At 74.9% G+C, this 18,838-nt stretch carries 15 protein-coding genes; 7 read left to right on the forward strand and 8 right to left on the reverse strand.

Annotated features, from left to right (window positions below; translation table 11 throughout):
- Positions 1-16: 16 nt before the first annotated feature.
- Genes WMF20_RS07805 through WMF20_RS07820 form a run of 4 tightly spaced genes read right to left on the reverse strand, consistent with a single transcriptional unit; the run spans position 17 to position 3,544 of the window.
- Entirely contained in the window at positions 17-766 is a 750-nt protein-coding gene (locus WMF20_RS07805; protein ID WP_437612005.1) for an ABC transporter ATP-binding protein, read from the reverse strand.
- Positions 763-1,572 carry an ABC transporter permease gene (locus WMF20_RS07810; RefSeq protein WP_129573734.1) on the reverse strand — a complete coding sequence of 270 codons (810 nt, stop codon included), beginning with the start codon at positions 1,570-1,572 and terminating at the stop codon, positions 763-765. Before WMF20_RS07810 ends, WMF20_RS07805 begins: the two co-directional genes overlap by 4 nt.
- On the reverse strand, positions 1,569-2,399 hold the full coding sequence (gene modA / locus WMF20_RS07815; RefSeq protein WP_437612007.1) for a molybdate ABC transporter substrate-binding protein: 831 nt from the start codon (positions 2,397-2,399) through the stop codon (positions 1,569-1,571). Before modA ends, WMF20_RS07810 begins: the two co-directional genes overlap by 4 nt.
- Positions 2,400-2,437: 38 nt before the next feature.
- Positions 2,438-3,544, reverse strand: a complete 1,107-nt coding sequence (locus tag WMF20_RS07820; RefSeq protein WP_437612009.1) for a substrate-binding domain-containing protein — start codon at positions 3,542-3,544, stop codon at positions 2,438-2,440.
- 242 nt (positions 3,545-3,786) lie between these two features.
- Between WMF20_RS07820 and WMF20_RS07825 the strand changes: the two genes are divergently transcribed.
- A complete protein-coding gene (locus WMF20_RS07825; RefSeq protein ID WP_437612011.1) occupies positions 3,787-5,214 on the forward strand; it encodes an ATP-binding protein in 1,428 nt (475 codons plus the stop codon).
- A gap of 43 nt (positions 5,215-5,257) precedes the next feature.
- Here WMF20_RS07825 and WMF20_RS07830 read toward each other — a convergent pair whose 3' ends face one another.
- Together WMF20_RS07830 and WMF20_RS07835 are read right to left on the reverse strand one after the other, a co-directional pair.
- Complete coding sequence (locus WMF20_RS07830; protein WP_437612013.1) at positions 5,258-5,800, reverse strand: GNAT family N-acetyltransferase; 543 nt, start codon at positions 5,798-5,800, stop codon at positions 5,258-5,260.
- Positions 5,797-7,113, reverse strand: a complete 1,317-nt coding sequence (locus WMF20_RS07835) for a hypothetical protein (protein ID WP_437612015.1) — start codon at positions 7,111-7,113, stop codon at positions 5,797-5,799. The genes WMF20_RS07830 and WMF20_RS07835 overlap by 4 nt, the downstream gene beginning before the upstream one ends.
- A gap of 68 nt (positions 7,114-7,181) precedes the next feature.
- Between WMF20_RS07835 and WMF20_RS07840 the strand changes: the two genes are divergently transcribed.
- Positions 7,182-8,720: a PLP-dependent aminotransferase family protein gene (locus tag WMF20_RS07840; protein WP_437612017.1), complete on the forward strand. Its 1,539-nt coding sequence runs from the start codon at positions 7,182-7,184 to the stop codon at positions 8,718-8,720.
- Positions 8,721-8,846: 126 nt separating this feature from the next.
- Here the strand turns inward: WMF20_RS07840 and WMF20_RS07845 are convergent, their stop codons facing one another.
- Positions 8,847-9,593 carry an SDR family oxidoreductase gene (locus WMF20_RS07845; RefSeq protein WP_437612019.1) on the reverse strand — a complete coding sequence of 249 codons (747 nt, stop codon included), beginning with the start codon at positions 9,591-9,593 and terminating at the stop codon, positions 8,847-8,849.
- Between the two features lie 115 nt (positions 9,594-9,708).
- Here WMF20_RS07845 and WMF20_RS07850 point away from each other — a divergent pair, with 115 nt between their 5' ends.
- From WMF20_RS07850 to WMF20_RS07870, 5 genes are all read left to right on the forward strand, one after another.
- A complete protein-coding gene (locus tag WMF20_RS07850) occupies positions 9,709-10,455 on the forward strand; it encodes a DUF3943 domain-containing protein (RefSeq protein ID WP_437612021.1) in 747 nt (248 codons plus the stop codon).
- 598 nt (positions 10,456-11,053) lie between these two features.
- Positions 11,054-12,691 (forward strand): WD40/YVTN/BNR-like repeat-containing protein, encoded by a 1,638-nt coding sequence (locus WMF20_RS07855; RefSeq protein WP_437612023.1) that lies wholly within the window; start codon positions 11,054-11,056, stop codon positions 12,689-12,691.
- A gap of 222 nt (positions 12,692-12,913) precedes the next feature.
- Positions 12,914-14,272, forward strand: coding sequence for a hypothetical protein (locus WMF20_RS07860; protein WP_437612025.1), 1,359 nt, complete (start codon positions 12,914-12,916; stop codon positions 14,270-14,272).
- A gap of 385 nt (positions 14,273-14,657) precedes the next feature.
- Positions 14,658-15,200 carry a YkgJ family cysteine cluster protein gene (locus WMF20_RS07865; RefSeq protein ID WP_437612027.1) on the forward strand — a complete coding sequence of 181 codons (543 nt, stop codon included), beginning with the start codon at positions 14,658-14,660 and terminating at the stop codon, positions 15,198-15,200.
- Positions 15,201-15,631: 431 nt separating this feature from the next.
- Entirely contained in the window at positions 15,632-18,412 is a 2,781-nt protein-coding gene (locus tag WMF20_RS07870; RefSeq protein ID WP_437612029.1) for a Kelch repeat-containing protein, read from the forward strand.
- 4 nt (positions 18,413-18,416) lie between these two features.
- On the opposite strand, the gene WMF20_RS07875 is transcribed toward WMF20_RS07870, so the two are convergent.
- Positions 18,417-18,683, reverse strand: a complete 267-nt coding sequence (locus WMF20_RS07875) for a hypothetical protein (protein ID WP_437612031.1) — start codon at positions 18,681-18,683, stop codon at positions 18,417-18,419.
- Positions 18,684-18,838 lie beyond the last annotated feature (155 nt).

The raw sequence follows: 18,838 nt of genomic DNA on the forward strand, positions 1-18,838 counted from the left end.
CAGGGCATCGACTGGGTCACTCGTTCCCGCCGCGCGCCGACGCGACGAGCTCCTCCACGAAGCGCGACGCCGGCCGGGCAGCCAGCTCCTCCCACGTCCCGGCCTGCGTCACGCGCCCCGCCTCGAGCACGGCGATGCGCTGCCCGAGGAGCCGCGCGTCCGCCGCGTCGTGCGTGACGACGACCGTCGGGAGGGCGAGCGCCTCCAGGTACCCCGAGAGGAACGCCCGCACCTCGCGGCGGGAGTGGACGTCGAGCGCGGCCAGCGGCTCGTCGAGCAGCAGCGCCCGCGGGCTCACGGAGAGCGCGCGCGCGAGCGCCACGCGCTGCTTCTCGCCCCCGGACAGCGCCTCGGTCCGGCGGCCTGCGTGCTCGGCGATGCCGAGGTCGTGCAGCACCGCGTCCACCCGCGCGTCGACGGACGCGCCCCGCCGGCGCGATGGATCGCTCCTCACCGCGAACGCGACGTTCTCCCGGACGCTGAGGTGCGGAAACAGCGCGTAGTCCTGCGGCACGTAGCCGATCCCGCGCCGCTCGACCGGCACGTCGATCCCGGCCGCCGTGTCGAGGAGCACCGCGCCCCCGATCTCCACCCGCCCCCGGTCCACGGGGAGCACGCCGAGCAAGAGCGAGAGCAGGCTCGTCTTCCCCGCGCCGTTGGGCCCGACGAGGGCCAGCGTCCCCTCTCCGGTCTCGATCTCCGCGTCGATGCGCAGGCGCCCGATCCGCGCCGTCACGCGGGCGCGCAGCCCCTCCGCTTCCGTCACGGCGCCGCCTCGCCGCGCCCGGTGGAGCGCCGCGCCGCGGCCCGCACGAACAGGAGCAGCGCGAACGCCACGACGACGAGGACCATCGACAGCGCCTGCGCCGCGCGCATGTCCGACTCGAGCGCCGTGTAGATGGCGAGCGGCAGCGTCTGCGTCCGGCCTTGCAGGTTCCCGGCGAACATGAGCGTCGCGCCGAACTCGCCGAGGGAGCGGGCCCAGCTCATGGCCGCCCCGGCGACGAGCCCCGGGGCCGAGAGCGGCAGCGCGACGCGGAAGAACACCCGGAGCGGCGACGCGCCGAACGTCCGCGCCACCACCACGAGCTTCGGGTCGACCCGCCGGAACGCGCTCGTCGCCGCCTGCACGAAGAACGGCGCCGAGACGAACACCTCGGCCACGACGACCGCCGCGGTCGTGAACGTCACCGACCACCCCTCCGGATACAGCCAGCCGGCGAGGAGCCCGCGCCGCCCGAAGGCGAGGAGCATCGCGACCCCGGCGACCGCGGGCGGGATCACGATGGGCAGCTGCACCGCCGTCTCGACCGCGCGCGCGAGGCGCCCGCGCGCGCGCGCGAGCGTCCAGGCGAGCGGCGTCCCGAGGACCACCACGAGGGCGAGGCTGGCCGCGGTGGTGACGAGGCTCAGGCGCAGCGCGGGCCAGACGAGGGGGTGGCGGAGCCCCTGCTCGACGTCCGCCGCCGTGGCCGTCACGAACAGCGCCAGGATCGGGACGGCGAGGAACGCCACGAGGACCGCGCCGATCGCGGCCAGGGCGCCCCGCTCCGCGCGCAGGCGCGCGCTCACGGGCCCGATCCACCCCCGGACGGCGCGAGGAACCCGGCGCGCCGCAGCGCGCTCTGCCCGGCCTCCGAGCGCACGAGGTCGACCCAGGCGGCCGCGAGCCCGGGGTGCGCGGCGCCGGCCACGACCGCGATCGGGTACTCGGCGATGACGTTGACCTCGGGCGGGATCGCCACGACGGTCACGCCCTCCTGCGCCGGCTGCGCGTCGGTCCGGTAGACCACGCCGACCTGCGCTTCGCCGAGGCGCACCTTGGTGAGCACCTGGCGCACGTTGAGCTCGCGCGAGGCGACCTTGGCCTCGACGCGCGCGCGGAAGTCCGCGCCCAGGGACGCGGACGCGCGATCGAGGATCTGCAGGGTGTAGCGGCCGATCGGGACCTCCGGGGCGCCGATGACGATGCGGGCCGCGCCGGGGAGGTCGGCGAGCCCCCGGATCGTCCCGGCGCTCTCGCGCGCGACGACGAGGACGGGCTCGTTGCGCGCGAAGGCGACCGGGCCCACGGCGCGCCCGGATTTCACGAGCTCCTCCATGTGGCGCTGATCGGCCGAGGCGAACACGTCGGCCGCGGCGCCGTGCTCGAGCTGCGTGCGGAGCTCCTGGGTGCCGGCGAAGTTGAACGTGACCTCGACGCCGGGGTGAGCGCGCTCGAAGTCCTCGCCCATCGCGGTGAACACGTCCCGGAGGGAAGCCGCGGCGAAGACGGCGAGCCTGTCCTCGCGCGGGGCCGGCGTCGGCTCCGAGCGCCCGCAGCCGACGAGGGCGACGAGGCATGCCGCGAGGACCAGGCGCGGGAAGGCGCGCAACAGCTGTCGTCGGACGAGATTCATCCGCAAGGCTCCTGGGGGCCGCCGCCCCGCGCGCGCCGTCATGCCGCCCGCACCTCCGCGACCCGCTCGCCCGCCGGGCGGACGTCGTAGCCGAGGACCGACAGCTCGCGGCGGAACGCGCCCGAGACGAGCACGTCGAGCAGGCGCTGGACCCGCGCGTCGGCGAGCGACGCGCGCGGGATCGCGAGGTCGTAGCGCTCCTCGGCCAGGGCGACGAAGCCGAGCCCGAACGCCATCGCCGCGTCGCGCGTGGCGACGCCGGTGTCCGCCGCGCCCATGGCCACGGCGCGCGCGACGTCGAGGTGGCCGGCGGCCCGGAGCGGCGGCCTGCGCGCGAGGTCGAGCGGCAGCCCGTGGCCGCGCACCTCGCGCTCGAGGAGCCGCTGGGCGCCCGCGCCCGCCTCGCGCCCGACGAGGCGCAGGCCGGGGCGGCCGAGATCGACCGCGCCGCGGATCCGGGCCGCGTCCTCGCGGCGGACCACGAGGCCCGCCTCCCAGCGCGCGAGCGTGATGAGGGCGATCGGCTCGGCGTGCCCGAGCTTGCGGACGTCGGCGACGTTCGCCTCGCCGGTGCGCGCGTCGACGAGGTGGACGCCCGCGACGTGGGCGCGCTGCCGGCCGAGCGCCTGGAGGGCCGCGGTGCTCGACCGGGGGAACCAGAGGAACCGCCCCGGCCCCGGCCGCGTGTTGAGCCGGTCGGCGAGCAGCCCGAGGCCCGCCGCGCAGCCCATCACGACGACGTTGTCCTCGACCTCCGCGAGCGCCCGGAGGGGCTCGACGTCCGCCTTCCCGCGCCGCTCGCCGGTCACGATGCCGTCCGCCGCCGTCCGCGCCGCGTCGTGGTCGAGCGGGTAGGCCACCCAGCGGCCCGCGATGCGCGCCACCGCGGCGCGGCCCGACGCCGCCGGGGCGTCGAGCTCGGCGGCGATGGCGGCCGCCGCGCCCGGCGCGCCGAAGAGGTCCTCGACCTGGCCATCGAGGGCGCGCGCGATGCGCAGCGCGACGTCGACCGCCGGCGTCGCGCGGCCCGCCTCGATGGCGCCCACGCTCTGCCGCGTGAGCCCGGCGCGCTCCGCGAGCGCGATCTGCGACAGCCCGCGCGCCTCGCGCCGCTCGCGGACCCGGTTGGCGGCTCGGTCGGCCATGGCGCGTGATCTTTACACCGAGGAACGTACCCTTGTCACCGCCCTCGCGCGCGAACGCCGGGCGGCCGAGCCATCCTGCTCGGCCGCCCGCGCAGGAGCGTCATGGCGCGCGGCTCCCGGGGGCAGCTTGCTCCCCGCGCCGTCCGGCCTAGCTTTTGAGAGGGGCCAGCCACGAAGGAGCGAGGGCCCTCTCGATCCGCTGGGCCCGCTGGCCCCGTCGAGAGCAGGGAGGAACCTCGGTCATGCCGACGCGGACGCGCTTCGAGGCCACGGCGAGGAGGGGCTACGCCATCCTGACCCTGATCCTGGCGATCGGCATGGCGTTCTCCATTCGACGGTTCTCGTCGGTGGCGGACGCTCAGACCCAGTGGCTGAGCGCGCAAGAGCGCAACATCACCCTCGTGGAGCGGCTCCGGTGGACCACCGAGCTCATCGTGTCTCACGGCAGGGGCTACCTCATCTCTGGAAATCGAGAGCTCCTCGACGAGGCCGAGGACGCCAAGGCGCGCTTTCGCGAGAACATCCGCGCGCTCCGCGCCCAGTCGCTCAGCCCGACGGCTCTCCAGCTGGTCGCGGAAGTGGAGGCGGAGGCCGGGCGCTTCTTCCTGTTTCAGAGAGACCTGTTCGCAGCCCGGGAGCGGACCGGCGACGCGGGCCTGATCGCGCGCCGCTTCGACGAGGAGCTGCGGCCGCTGCGCCGAGATCTCTATCGCTCCCTCGAGCGCCTCATCGATCACAAGGAGTTTGCCATCGAGGCTGCCTATGCCGGTGAGCGGGCGGAGCGAGCTCAGCTCGTGCTGCGGCTGTACGGCCTGCTGGTCCTCTTGGCGTCGGCCGGCCTCGGGATCGCGTGGTACTTCACGAAGCGCCTCGGCAACCTATACCACCAGGTGCGGGAGGCGCGCGAGGCGGCGGGCCGGGCGGTGACGGCCCGCGACGAGCTCATGGGCATCGTGGCCCACGACCTGCGCAACCCGCTCAGCGCCATCACGCTGAAGGCCGCGCGGCTGCGGCGGGCGGCCGACTCCGAGCAGGTACGGCAGCAGGCGGAGTCGATCGAGAACGTCGCCAAGCGGATGGAGCAGCTCATCCGGACCATGCTCGACGCGGCGACGATGGAAGCCAGCAAGTTCTCGGTGACGCCCGCGCCGTGCGCCGCCGACGATCTCCTGCGCGAAACCCTGGAGCTGTTCGGGCCGCTCGCCGAATCCAAGCAGGTCCGGTTCGAGCAGAGCGTGAACGCGCCCGGGCTCGTGATCTTCGCGGAGCGCGGGCGCGTGCTCCAGGTGCTGTCGAACCTCGTCGGCAACGCGCTGAAGTTCACGCCTCAGGGCGGCCGCGTGACCCTCTCGATCGACCGGGAGGGGAGGATGGCCCGCTTCGCCGTCGTCGACACGGGGCAGGGGATCCCCCGCGAGGACCTCACGAGCATCTTCGAGCGGTTCTGGAAGGTGGAGGCGTACGAGGAGCGGGGCACCGGGCTCGGGCTCTACATCGCCAAGGGGATCGTCGACGCGCACGGAGGCCGCATCTGGGTGGAGAGCGAGGTCGGGCGCGGCACCCGGTTCTACGTCACGCTCCCGCTCGCCGACCCCGCCGCGCATCGGGCGTCCGCCGCGGAGGAGGCGCCCGCGCTGCCCGCGGAGAGCGACCCTCGCGCGGGCGGGTGAGGCGCCCGTCGGGACGCGAGCCCCGCTCGGGGCGCCCTGCGCGTCATCGCCGCTCGCCGGCCGGCGCCTCCTCCCGGACCCGCGCGTAGAGCAGGACGTCGCCCACCCGCCCGTCCTTCACCACGTGCCGGCGCATCCGCGCCTCGAACGCGTAACCCGCCTTCTCGAGCACGCGGGCCGACGCGCGGTTCCAGTCGAAGATCCCCGCCTGGATGCGCTCGAGGCCGAGCTGCTCGAGGCCGGCCCGCGTCAGCGCGATCACCGCCTCGGTGGCCAGCCCGCGGCCCCAGTAGGCCGCGCCGAGCCAGTAGCCGATCTCGGCGGTGCAGCGGTGCACGTCGCCGAGGCGCTCGAGCCCGATCGCGCCGGCCGCCTCCCCGCCCACCACGATCGCCAGCGCCTCGGCCGGCTGCGCGCGCGAGGCGCACAGCGCCACCCAGCCCTCGGCGTCGGCGCGCGTGTACGGGTGCGGAAAGCGATCCCGGAGGTTCGCCCAGATGCGGCGGTCGTCCGCGTTCTTCACGAGCGCGTCCACGTCGGCCGCGGTCCAGGGACGGAGCGTGAGGGAGGGGGTCTCGATGATCATGGAGTCGGTTCCTCCGATCGAGCCTCGCCGGCTCGGGGGGCGGAGCGATCGAACAGCTTCACGACCATCTCGGTCCCGATGCCGGTCGCGACCATCCGCTCGCGGCGGTTCGAGAGCAGCGCGCCGAGCCACGGCACCGCGCCCCCGTCCCCGAGCGGGAGCTCGAGGCCGTCGTCCCGCCGGACCACGAGCTGGACGAACGGCCCGGCGTAGTAGCCGAGCCCCTGCAAGCGCGCGAGATCGTAGACGATCTCGACCTCCGGCCGCGCGCGCGAGAGCGGCTCGCCCACCTCGGCGACCCAGCGCTCGGCGCGCGCGACGGGCTCCGGACCGAGGCCGAGCGACCGCGCCGCCCCCACGTAATCCGCCGCGGCGCGCGGCAAGTCGACGGAGGCCTCGCGCAGGGCCGCCTCCGACGAGCCCGGCTCGTGCGCCTTCGCCCGCTGCGCCAGCGCGTCCGCGTCGAGGCCGCGCGCGCCGAGGCACGCCCGGACCACGGCCGTGTCGGAGAGGACCACGCGCAGGCCCGCCGCGCGGAAGCCGGCCGCGGGCAGGGCGCGGACGAGGTCGGCCCAGACGACGAGGTGCTCGAGCAGGGCGCGCCGCTCGCACGCGTCGTCCTCGCTCCGGCCCGGCGAGCGGGCCGCGGTCACGAGGGCGAACAGGCGGAAGTGCGGCGTGAAGCCGGGGTGCTTCGTGGGCTGCATGCGCAGCACGCGCTGGCTGGCGCAGAGGCGCAGCGGCTCGCCGCCCCGGGTCTCGCGCCGGCGCCGCGCCGCGTGCAGCGCGAGCCCGGTGGTCGGGTCGGCGGCGACCTCGGCGAAGCGCACCGTCGCGAGCACGTTGTTCGGCTCGACGCCCGCGCACGCCGTGGCGCCGAGCGGGCCGACCGGCGCGAGATCGACCGCCTCGAAGCCCGCCGCCGCCGCGTACGCCGCCGCGTCGAAGGCGTGGATCCGCCGGGCGTCCGCGGCCGACGCGTGGGTCATGGGCGCCCGCTCCGCGTGGTCGAGGACCTCGGCGAAGCTCCGCCGCAGCGCGCGCTGGCGCAGGCAATGGAGCAGCAGCGTGGTCAGCTCGTTGCCCGGGAGGCCCTCCGCGAGCAGCCGATCGAGCGGCTGGCCTTCGTGCGCCTCGGCCGCGCGGCGCGCGATGCGCGACGACAGCTCGCCCGTCCTGCCGCCTTCCGGCGCCCGCGGCCGACGAGGCGCCCGCGGCCGGTGACCGATGGCCGGCTCCGTTCGCGCGGCGGCCGGCGTCGTGAGGTCGTCGTCGTCGTCGTCATCGGTCGGCGTCGGCGTCGGCGTCGGCATGGCGGGCTCCTCGTGGACACCGTGACCCGGACCTGGCACCCTGGAAAGTGCCACGGCGGCCGGTTTCGATGGTGCCAGCGCCCCAGAGCTCCCACGCCCCCCACGCCTTCCTCCGCCTGGAGCGCGGCGCGCCGGCGACGCTGGCCGCCCAGCTGGTCGAGCAGCTGCGCCGCGCCGTGCTCGAGGGCGTCCTCCAGCCCGACCACATGCTGCCGTCGTCGCGCGAGCTCGCGCGGGAGCTCGGCGTGTCGCGCAACACGGTCGTCGCGGCGTACGAGGTGCTGGCGGCGGACGGCACGGTCCTGGTCCGGCCGCGCCGGGCGCCGGTCGTGGCGCACGTGCCGGTGCGCGCGGCGGGGCCGAGCTCCGCCCGCGCCCAGGCCGCGGCGGCCCTGCCGCGGCTGTCCCGGAGCGCGCGGCGGCTCGCGGCGGTGGTGCCTCCCGACCGGCTCGACGCGCTCCTCGGCGGCCGGCCGCGCTCGCGCCCGTTCGGCGTCGGCCTGCCGGATCTCGAGCTGCTCCCGTGGCGCATCTTCGAGCGGTGCCTCGCGCGCCGCTTCCGCTCGATGTCGGCCGAGGGCGCGCTCCACCACGATCCGCGGGGCGCGCTGCTGCTCCGGCGCGCGGTGCTCCACCACGCCGCGGTGGCCCGCGGCGTGCGCGCGACGGTCGACCAGGTCTTCATCACGGAGGGCTCGCAGGGCGCGCTGGACCTCTGCTGCCGCGCGCTGCTCGACCCGGGCGACGCCGCGTGGGTGGAGGCATCGGGGCCGCTCGCCCTGCGCGCGGCGGTGCGCATGGCGGGCGCCCGGCCGATCGCGGTCCCGGTCGACGACGAGGGGCTGCGGGTGCACGTCGGGGCGCGCCGGGCGCCGCGCGCGCGGGTCGCGTTCGTGTCGCCGGCCTCCGCGTTCCCCTCCGGCGCGCGGCTCACGCTCCCGCGGCGCATCGAGCTGCTGTCCTGGGCCGGCGGGGCGGCGGCGGTGGTCGTCGAGATCGACTACGAGGGCGAGCTGCGGTTCGACGGCTCCCCGCTGCCGTCGCTGCTCGGCCTCGACGTCGAGGGCGTGAACGACCGCGTGATCCACGTGGGATCGTTCAGCCGCTCGCTGTTCCCGGGCCTGCGCCTCGGCTTCATGATCGTGCCGCCGGCGCTGGTGCGCGCGGTGGCCCAGGTGCGCGCGGCGTCGACGCGGTCGCCGCCGTACCTGCTGCAGGCCGCGCTCGCCGACTTCATCGACGAGGGGCATTTCGCGCGCCACCTGCGGAAGCTGAAGCAGGCGACGCGGCGCCGCCGCGACTTCGTGCTCGCGGAGCTCGGGCGCGTGCTGCCGGGCGCGGTGCGGGTGCGCGCGCCCGCGGGCGGCTCGGTGCTGACGCTGGATCTGCCCGAGGGCTCGGACGACGTGGCCATCGTGAGGGCGCTCGCGGCGCGGGGGGTGGACGCGATGCCGCTCTCGCGCGGCGCGGCGGGGCGCGCCAGGGCGTCGCGCGCGCCGGGGCTGATCCTGGGCTTCGGCGCGCACGCGGAGCCCGCGCTGGGGGAGGCGGCGCGGACGCTCGCGGCCGTGGTGGGCGAGGCGATCGGGGCGGGCGGGAGGCGCTGAGGGGAGGGCGGTCGGGTGGGGAGGGCGGCGGACCGGAGCGGCTCAGCGGCGGACCGGAGCGGCTCAGCGGCGGACCGGAGCGGCTCAGCGGCGGACCGGAGCGGCTCAGCGGCGGACCGGAGCGGCTCAGCGGCCGCCGGCCACGTCGAGGATGGTGCCGGTGCAGTAGGAGGACTCGCTCGAGGCGAGCCACAGGATGGCGTGCGCGACCTCCTCGGGGGTGCCGGCGCGGCCGAGCGGCAGGCTCGCCTGGAGCCGCTCGACGCGCCCTGGATCGCCGCCGCTCGCGTGGATGTCGGTCGCGATGATCCCGGGCCGCACGGCGTTGACCCGGATGCCCTCCGCGGCGACCTCCCTGGCGAGGCCGATCGTCAGCGTGTCGACGGCGGCCTTCGAGGCTGCGTAATCGATGTACTCGCCCGGGGAGCCGAGCTGCGACGCCCTCGACGAGACGTTCACGATGGCGCCTCCGGCGCCGCCGTGGCGCGTGGACATGCGCCGGACCGCCTCGCGCGCGCACAGGAAGCTGCCCACGACGTTGGTGGCGAGGATGCGCTGCACGCGCGCCGCGGTCATGTCCTCGAGGCGCGCCTGTCGGTCGAGCACGCCGGCGTTGTTCACGAGCGCCGTGACCGGGCCGAGGGCGCCGTCGACGGTCTGGAACAGGCGCACGACGTCGTCTTCGGCGCTCACGTCGGCGGCGATCGCGAGGGCGGCGCCGCCGCGGCCGCGGATCTCGTCGACGACCCTGGCGGCGGCGCCCTCGTCGCGCAGGTAGCTCACGGCGACCGCGTAGCCGCGCCGCGCGGCGAGCAGCGCCGTGGCGGCGCCGATCCCGCGGCTGCCGCCCGTGACGATCATGATCCCGGCCATGGGCGGGGAGGATAGCCCGGGTCGACGGCGAGGACGGCGCGTCGCCGGGGTCGCTGGCGCGCTAGACTCGCGTCCGGCCGCCGCGCTCCTCGCGCGCGCCGCGCCCGCTGTCTTGATGGCCTCGATCCGCCTTTACGCCGCCGCTGTCCTCGCCGTCCTCTCGTCCGCGTGCGCCGGCCCGGTCACGACGGCTCCGCCGTCGACGGCTCCGCCGGTCGACTCGGCCGCTCCGCAGGCGCCCTCGGTCGCTCCGCCGGCCGGACCGGCCGCCCACCCGGGGCGCGCGCCTCGGGCCGGCGCGCCCGGGGCGCGGCCTCGCGCCGTCGCGGCCGGGAGCGCGGAGCCCGCCTGGACGCCGCCGATCGTGCACACGCTGGCCGTGCTCACGGTGACCCGCAGCGTGGAGGCGGTGCTGTGGCCCGATCCGTTCGCCGACTTCCGCCTGGAGCGCTGGGGATACCACTATGGCGAGGCGTTCACGAAGCCGCCGCTCTTCGACGCCGATCAGCCCGCGTTTCGATGGGATCACGACCCGTGGCCGATCAACGTGATCGGTCACGGCCTGCTCGGGAGCGAGATCTACTTCAGGGCGCGGAGCTGCAGATTCGGCGTGCCGGCCGCGGTCGCCTTCGCCATCGCCGGCACCCACCTCTGGGAGTACGGCTACGAGGCCAACGGCGTCCGCCCCTCGGCGCTCGATCTCGTCTACACGCCGCTCGCCGGGGCGCTCCTCGGGGAGCTCCGCTATGCGACGTGGCGCGCGGCGGCGGGGATCGAGAGCGCGCCGGCGCGCGTGCTCGTGCGCGCGCTCGTGGATCCGTTCGGCGAGATCGAGCGGGGGGCCGGGGTGTTCGACTGCTAGACGCGGGTGTCAGGGAGCTCGCCAGGATTTCCGTGACGATGAGGCAGGGCAGGAATAAGCGTCAATGATTTCGTGGTTTACAGCGCACAACCTCGCGCGCCGGCGCGTGGCTGGCGCCTGTCCTCGCCGCGCGTTCGGGAGCGATGTGCGAGTCGCTCCATTGCCATATTGCCTCGATGCCTGACTTTATCATGCCGGCTGCGCGATGCTGTGCGTGACCACCAGACGTCGCTAGAGGATTTGAGCCACAAAACCTCTCGTATGACGCGTCAGGAGCTGCGCCAGCCGCTGACGGAGCGACGGGTGCCCGCCACGGTCGTCGGTAAGGATGCTGTCGACTACCTCGATCGCTTGAAGTGGCTTCGTGAACATGTGAACTACGCCGTCGGTGGTCGCCAACCCCTCCCGCGCGACGCCGCCGCGGAGCCGCGCAGACGCCCGGTCATCCCGGGCCGGATTTCTTGCGGCCGGACCTGGTATCCTGCGCGGAATGAGCATCTGGCACAGCGCCGTCTGGGGGCGACGTCGCCTTCTGATCATCGCGGGCTCCGCTGGGCACGTGCTGCGCTCGGAGGATGGCGGCCAGCGCTGGAGAAGGATGCAGACGCCCGTCCGCCAGGATCTGAGCGCGCTCGCAGGCGCCGGTCCGGCGCTGATCGCCGCCGGGCAGAGCGGCACCCTGCTGTCCTCGAGCGATGAGGGGCGGAGCTGGACCGACGTGAGCTGCGGCGCGGAGGCGGACCTGCGCGGCGTCGCCCTGCGGGAAGACGGCGAGGGCATCGCGGTGGGGCTCGGCGGGACGGTGCTCTGCTCGCGCGATCGCGGCCAGACCTGGGAAGCCGGGCCGGGCCTCGAGGACCTCTGCCTGGAGGCCGCCGCCGTCGACGCCGAGGGCCGCTTCCTCGCGCTCGCGCTCGAAGGAGAGCTCGCCACCCTGCAAGGGGCGACGTGGGTACGCCGCGAGATCCCTGGCCGGCATCCGCGGGCGCTCTGCGCACGAGGGGGGATCGTGGCCGTGGGCGACGGCGACGGCCGTATTCACACGAGCCGGGACGCAGGCGCCTCCTGGGAATCGCATTCCACCGGGAGCGGGCGCTCCATCCGGGCGCTGTGGCTCGGCCCCGCCGGCCAGGCCATCGCGGCCGGCGATGGCGGCTTCCTCGCGGTCAGCGAGGACGAGGGCCGCACCTGGACGCGGCCCTCCCTCAGGTCCGATCAGCAGCGTCACGCGCTGTGGGGCGACGACCAGGGCTCGATCTGGTGCGTTGGGGCCGGCCCCGCCTTCCGATCCACCGATGGTGGCAAGAGCTTCGCCAAGGTGCCAGTCCAGGCAGGGGACGCGCCGCTCGAGGGCCCCTGGGAGAAGGTGCCTGTCCGGGGGAAGTTCCGAGGGCTCTGGGTGGAGGGACCCGGGCGGGTGGTGCTGGTGGGCGACGGTGGAAGCGTCGCGTGGACCCGCGATGGCGGACAGACGTGGGAGAAAAGCGCCTACGAGGACGGCGGCCCGTTGATCGCGGTGTGGGCTCGCGGCGAGGAGATCCTGGCCGTCGGCGGCGGCATCGCGCAGATCCGGTCCACGGACGGCGGACATCGCTGGTTCGACGTGACGGGCACGCCCGGCGGCTCCTCGGTGCACGGCCAGGGCGCAGGGAGGGCGTTCGCCGTCCTCGATGGCCGGGTCTGCCGCCTGAGCGCGGAGGGATACCGATGGATCGCGCTGGAGGCCCCGCGCGAGCAGCGTCTCAGCGCTGTCTGGACAGGGGCGGAGCGGCTCGCCGTGGCGGTGGGCCGCCGCGGCACCATCGTCCGCACGGTCGACGACGGCGCCACGTGGGAGGCCGTCGAGAGCGGCAGCTCCCGCGATCTGTCGGCGATCTGGGGCAGGGGCGACGAGCTCTTCGCGGTCGGCGGAATGACCCTCAGCGACGTGCTGCGGTCCCGGGACGGCGGCGCGACCTGGGAGGTGCTGGCCCAGGTCTCCGGCAGCCTCAGGAGCATCTGGGGAGACGAGGGCGGCGCGCTCTGGGCGTGCGGCATGGGCGGAGCTCTCCTGCGATCCACGGATGGCGGCCGGACCTGGCGAGGCGAGGCGTCCGGCACGTGGGGCACCCTGTTCGAGGTGCGCGGGAGCGGAGCCGAGATGTGGGCCCTGGGAGAGAACGTCTTGCTGCGCAGGCGCCCTGGCGACACGCACCTTTCCCGCGGCGCCGCCGGGGGCGCGCTGCGCGGCGCTTGACTTCGGGCTCGCGTTGCGACCTCCTGGTTTCTCATGAGCGATCCGAGCGAGCGCCAGCCGGCGCGCGTGATCCCGGTCGACGACTACCCCAACGACGACGTGAAGCTGCTCGGGGAGCGCATCCGGCTCAACTGCTGAAACGGCCGCCCAGCCGAGGCCGCTGCGCCCGGGCAGCGCGGGGGGCCTGGCCGGCGCGCCTGCCACCCTCGGAGGAGCATCGGCGTGAGCGACGTCAACAACCGCATCGCGGGAGGCTTGAAGCGGCGGCCCTGGATCGGCGTCGCGCTCGGGCTGATCGCCGGCATCACGCTCGGCGTGCTCTCGGTCCGGGCGTGGCAGCGGGTGGCGGCGTTCGGGGACGCGCCGGTGCGGCTCAGCGCGGCGGAGGCGCTGCGCCGCGCCCGGACGGAGGCTGTGTGGGTGGAGCTGACCGACGCGCAGTTCTCGTGCGAAGGGAGCGTGGAGCTCGCAGGCACGCGGTACGGTCGTCTGCTCGCGCCCTCGCTCGGCGAGGTCGTGGCCCTGGTGAGCGCGGACGGGCCGCTGTGTCCGCCGCCCGGCCAGCCGCTCACGGGCGCCTTCGGCTCGCTGACGGGCCGACAGCGCTCCTTGCTGGTGGACCGGGGGCTGCCCGAGGCGGCCGACGAGGACGCGCTCGTGCTGTCGCTCGGGGACGGTCCGCGCAAGGCGCGCGTCGATGCCTGGACCTTGCTCGGCCTCGCCGCGATGTGCTTCGCGGTCGGGTTCGTCGGCTATGTCATCCGCCGCGCCGACGCGCAGGCCGCGCGGCGGGCCGCGGCTGCCCTGCCGCTCGCGGAGCTCCGGCGGCGCCTCGACCGGGGCGCGCTGCGCCTCCGGCCGCGCTATCTCCTGATCGCCCTCGCGACCGTGGTCCTCCTGGCGCCGCTCAACGGCGCGGTGATGGCGATCGCCGGCGTGGGCGCACTCCAGATCGCTCGCGACGTGCTCGCGCAGCCGGACCGCTGGGCCGCCGCGGAGCCGGTGGCCGTCGACGGCCTCGTCTCCGTGGCGCCTCACGGCCACACCGCCTGGACCGACGACTATCTCACCGATGTGGTCGTGAGCTTCCGCGTCGACGGCGAGGAGCAGGAGGTGAGCTACCTGGTCGCCTGGGCGCCGAGGGTGTCGCCGGACATCGAGGTACGGAGGAGCGGGGGCGAGCTCATGACGAGCGCGGAGCCCGCCCTGAGGACACCGCGGCTGCTGATCGCGGCGGGGAGCGCGGGGTTCGCCGCCGTCCTGCTGGTGCTGGGCCTCAAGCTGGTGGGCGAGACCTGGTCGAAGCTCCGCGCGCTTCGCCGCGCTGCGAGCTCCCCCGAGGTCGTGCTGCTCCCGTTGCGCGACCTCCGGGAGAAGCGTCACAACGGCATCGTCGTCGGATGGGAATGCGAGTTCCTCAACGCGCAGGGGGAGGTACGCCGCGAGGAGTTCGGTTACCGCGATCCTCCCGCGCTCGACGACGCGGGAGCGCACGTGCTCGCCGTCCGCCCGCGCGGCGCGCCCGGCGCCGAGCCGATCGTGGTGGCCGTGGACGGCTATCCGTTCCGCATCGATCCCTGAAGCCGGGGTGAGGTCGACCCGAGCGTGCTGCCTCGATCCCGTCCGGCGCCGGCGCGCCTGGGCGGCGGGGCCGGGGCGATCGTGCGCTCTCCTGGTCGCGCCAGGGACAGGGGAGCGCCGGCCCGGGTGTCCCTGGCGCGTTCCCCCGCGTCCCTGCGAGCGGCTCGGTGTCCCTGGCCCGCTCGCTCCTGTCCCTGACGCCGGCGTCCCTGTCCCTGGCGGCAGCTCCCTCGGTCGTGTCCGGCCCGGGTCCTTGTCCCAGCCGGCGCGGTCGCTGTCCCAGCCGGCGCGGTCGCTGTCCCAGCCGGCGCGGCCCTTGTCCCTGCCGGACGATTCCCTGTCCCTGGCGAGGGCGCCGGGGGGCTCGGGTGCTAGAACCCGGCGCGTGACTCCCCGGCCGCTCGATCGCCTCCGCGAGCTCTTCGCCAAGGTCGACGCGTTCTTCGCGAACGCGAGCGCGCGCCACGGCGGGCGGATGGCGTGCGCGACGGGGTGCAGCGACTGCTGCCGGCGGCGGTTCTCGGTGACGTCGATCGAGGCCGACGCCCTCCGCGAGGCGCTCGCGGCGCTCCCCGAGGCCGATCGCGCGGCGCTCGCCGGCCGCGCGCGGACGGGCGATCCCGGCGTGTGCCCGGCGCTCGACGGGGAGGGGAGGTGCGCGCTCTACGCGGCGCGGCCGCTCATCTGCCGCACGCACGGCCTGCCCATCCGGTTCGCGCCGTCCGGCGGGCGAGCGCTGCCGGTCATCGACGCGTGCCCGAAGAACTTCGTCGGAGAGGACCTCGACGCCATCGAGGCGTCGTCGGTGCTGGACCAGACGACGCTCTCGACGGTGCTGGCCGCCCTCGACATGGCCCACGCCGACGCGGCCGGGCGGCCGCGCGGGCAGCGCGCCGCGATCGCCGCGGTGCTCTCGGGCGAGGGCTGACGCGCGCGCTTTGAGCCGCGCTGTCGCCCTCGGCGAGCATTGTCGCGGTGGACGTTGCGCGGCGCAGCTTTTCGACGTGAATGGCTCGGCTGCGCGCGGCATCGAAGCGTCGCGTACCGGATTGCAATCGCGGTGCCTGGCGGGGAACATCGGGCATCGCCTGGCTTGAGGAGATCGCGATGGGTCAAAGCCGAGCCCGCTGGGAGCACGATCGAGCCGTCCAACCGGCTTGCGCTGAAAGCCCTGTCGATGCGCAGGAGCACGAGGGTGGCGCTCGTCCGGCGCCGGCGCGGGCTTCCGCGCGGCGCGCTGCGCCGGGCAGCGCGACGCTCGTCCTGCTGGTCGCGCTCGGGGCGAGCCTCGGCTGCGCTGCGGGTGACGACGGCTCGGAGGCGCACGCCGCGCCGCCAGGGGCGTTTTCGGGACAGGCGGTGGCGAGGCTTGATGGCGCCTTTGGCGGGCAGCTTGTCCCCACGCGGCTCGGCGTCGACGGTGCGTCGGCCGCGCTCGCGTTCGAGGCTGGGCCGGGAGCGCCGCGGCTCAGCCATCTGAGCTGGGCGGCGGCAGGGTCGATGACCCGGCCGCGCTTCAATCACAGGGCCGTTCGCCTCCTGGACGGGCGGGTCCTCCTCATCGACGGAGACGGCGGGGTGGGCTCCACGGAGATCTACGACCCGGCGACGGACACCTTCGCCCCTGCGGGCGCGATGACGGACGACCGATCCGCCTTCGGGGTCACGCTGCTCGCGGATGGCAGGGTGCTCGTCACCAGCGGTTATAGCTGGACCTCGCGCCGCATCGCCGCACCCGTCGATACGGCGGAGGTCTTCGATCCGGCGTCGAACACCTGGACGGCCGTCGCGTCCCTGCCCCATTGGAGGGCGGGACATGATGCTCCGCTGCTTGCTGACGGGCGGGTCGTCATCCCCGGCGCGGACGGCGTTCAATTCTATGATCCCATCGCCGATACCTGGACGGTCGGGGCCGCGCCGGGGCTCGAGGGGTGCTGTGATTCGGCGACGCTGCTCCCGAGCGGGAAGATCCTGGTCACGGCGACGAACCTCTATGACACCAACCAGGCGGCGATCTACGACCCGACAGACGATACCTGGACCCCCGCGGCGGAGATGGGCGAGGGGAACGACTACGAGGTGACGTTGCTCCCTGATGGGAGGGTCCTCGCGATTGCGGTTTACGGGATGGCCGACCGCAACGTGGAAGTCTATGAGCCCGCCGCCGACACGTGGAGCTTCGTCCCTGGGCTGCCCAATACGCTGCGGGCGCCTCGGGACGCGGAGGGCCGCGTAAACCTCCCCCTGCAGGAACGGGCGGTGACGGTCCTGCAGGACGGACGCGTGCTCGTCTCCGGAGGCATGGAGGAATTCTACGAAAACTGCGCCCCCTGGGGAGATTGCTACTACAACAGGGAATACTCGAACGCGACGTATCTCTACGACCCATCGACGGACCGCTGGACGGCAGGACCGTCCTTGTCGGTGGAGCGCTCGGGCCATTCGGCGACGGCGCTCCTCGACGGCAGCGTGCTCATCGCGGGCGGCACCGTTCCGCCGGCGCCCTACATGTACGGAGAGATCTCCGCGAGCGCCGAGCGCCTCTTCGTGGGCGGAGCTCCCTGCGGCTCCTCTGCGGAGTGTGCGACCGGCTTCTGCGTCGACGGCGTCTGCTGCACCTCGGCGTGCGATGCAGGCCCGTGCGATGCGTGCTCCATCGCCGCCGGCGCGGCCATCGAGGGAGAGTGTACGCTGCTCACGGGTCCAGCGTGCGACGATGCCAATGCCTGCACGGAAGCCGACAGCTGCGATGACGGCATCTGTAGCGGCGTACCGAGCGACGCTGGCGCCTGCGCGACGGGCGCAGGCGGCGCGGGCGGAGCAGGTGACGGGGGCGCGGGCGGAGCGGGCGGGAGCGAGTCGACCGCTGCGTCGACGAGCGCGGGCGCGGGCGGAGCAGGTGACGGGGGCGCGGGCGGAGCGGGCGGGGGCGAGTCGACCGCTGCGTCGACGAGCGCGGGCGCGGGCGGAGCGGGATCTGGTGGAGAGGGCGGAGGCGAGCCGACCGCTGCGTCGACGAGCGTGGGCACGGGCGGAGCGGGAGTTGGTGGAGAGGGCGGAGGCGAGTCGACCGCTACGTCGACGAGCGCGGGCACGGGCGGAGCGGGAGCTGGTGGAGAGGGCGGAGGCGAGTCGACCGCTGCGTCGACGAGCGCGGGCGCGGGCGGAGCGGGCGGGGGCGAGTCGACCGCTGCGTCGACGAGCGCGGGCGCGGGCGGAGCGGGCGGGGGCGAGTCGACCGCTGCGTCGACGAGCGCGGGCGCTGGCACCGGCAGCGACACGCCCGTGACCGCCGGGAGCGGCTGCAACTTCGGCGAAACGAGGTCGATCTCTGCCCCCCACATCGGCCTCGTCGCACTCTTCTCCCTGGCGCGTCTGACGAGGCGACGGCGCCTCGCGTCGAGCCCATCGCCGGGCGCCGGAGCCATCCGGTGCCCGGCGTGCTCCGCTGGCAAGAACGCACGGCCGGCAGGCCGGCTGACCGGGAGTGCGCTGCGGAGGAACGAGGCGATGAAACAAGGAGCTACGACGAACCGAGGCGCGCCGTGCTCACGGGCGCTCCAGCGCGGCAGCATCCGGCTGAGCCGTGGGGCAGGCGCGGTCCTGGGGCTGGCCGCGCTGTCGCTCCTCGGCTGCACGTCGAGCGTGTCGGGCGGCCCCGAGGACGACGGCGCCGGGGGCGCGCCCGAAGCGGCGAGCGCCGGCACCGCGTCGACGAGCGCCGCCGCCGGGTCGACGAGCGCCGCCGCCGGCGCTGGAACGGATCGGACGCCCTGTGAAGAGCGCCTGTCCCGGGAAGACTGCGAAGCTCGGACATCGGACGATGACGTCCAACTCTGCTCCTGGGAGCTCGTGTCCGTGAGCCCCGACGGCGCGTCCTGCGACGCGCTGACCGAGGAGCACCGCTGCCTGGCGACACCGCGCGGCGGCCCCGGCGGATGCCCCGGAAGCGTGGAGTGCGGGCAGGAGGACGGCCTGCCCCTCCTGTACCGCCAGGTCGGCGGGACCGTCGAGCTCCATCGCTTCGATGGCGTCTGTGGCCTCAGCCCCGTGGGCTGGAGATATTGCATCTGGGGCTCCGACGGGACGCTCACGGAGGGCCCCTCCTCCTGCGCGTGCGCGTGTCGTGAGGGGGAGTGACCGCTCACGCCTCCTTCAGGAACGTCATGTGAGGTAGCTTGGCGCTCGGGTCCTCCCGATGGATCTCGGCGTGGACTCGGCTGATGAGCTGCTTGCAGTGGCTCAGGTCGTCGACCCGGAGGAGGAACAGGATGTCGCTGGGATCGTCGTCGTTCGTCCAGATGTGCTCCAGGTGCATCCCCTGTTCGGCGTGGCTGGCCGCGTCGGCCGCCAGCTGCTGCTTGACGTCCTCGAGCGTGGCGCCGGTGAGCCTTGCCAGTACGTGAGCCATGTTCAGACCTCCTCAAGGTGGTGCGCCAAAGACGCGCCGCGCGGGGGCCGCGCGGCCAGGCGCGGGGGTTCGATCGGGATCCTTCGTGGGTGTAGCCGAACCGGGAGTCCGGCGGGGGCGCTTTTTCTAGAATCGCACCCTGATGAGGCTGCACG

This window comes from Sorangium sp. So ce834, from assembly GCF_051521425.1.
Lineage (GTDB): Bacteria > Myxococcota_A > Polyangia > Polyangiales > Polyangiaceae > Sorangium > Sorangium cellulosum_D.

Coding starts and splice junctions, on each gene's coding strand:
- modA (WP_437612007.1), bottom strand. CDS start 2,399: ATGAATCTCGTCCGACGACAGCTGTTGCGCGCCTTCCCGCGCCTGGTC.
- WMF20_RS07875 (WP_437612031.1), bottom strand. CDS start 18,683: ATGGCTCACGTACTGGCAAGGCTCACCGGCGCCACGCTCGAGGACGTC.
- WMF20_RS07835 (WP_437612015.1), bottom strand. CDS start 7,113: ATGCCGACGCCGACGCCGACGCCGACCGATGACGACGACGACGACGAC.
- WMF20_RS07845 (WP_437612019.1), bottom strand. CDS start 9,593: ATGGCCGGGATCATGATCGTCACGGGCGGCAGCCGCGGGATCGGCGCC.
- WMF20_RS07840 (WP_437612017.1), top strand. CDS start 7,182: ATGGTGCCAGCGCCCCAGAGCTCCCACGCCCCCCACGCCTTCCTCCGC.
- WMF20_RS07820 (WP_437612009.1), bottom strand. CDS start 3,544: ATGGCCGACCGAGCCGCCAACCGGGTCCGCGAGCGGCGCGAGGCGCGC.
- WMF20_RS07850 (WP_437612021.1), top strand. CDS start 9,709: ATGGCCTCGATCCGCCTTTACGCCGCCGCTGTCCTCGCCGTCCTCTCG.
- WMF20_RS07855 (WP_437612023.1), top strand. CDS start 11,054: ATGCAGACGCCCGTCCGCCAGGATCTGAGCGCGCTCGCAGGCGCCGGT.
- WMF20_RS07830 (WP_437612013.1), bottom strand. CDS start 5,800: ATGATCATCGAGACCCCCTCCCTCACGCTCCGTCCCTGGACCGCGGCC.
- WMF20_RS07825 (WP_437612011.1), top strand. CDS start 3,787: ATGCCGACGCGGACGCGCTTCGAGGCCACGGCGAGGAGGGGCTACGCC.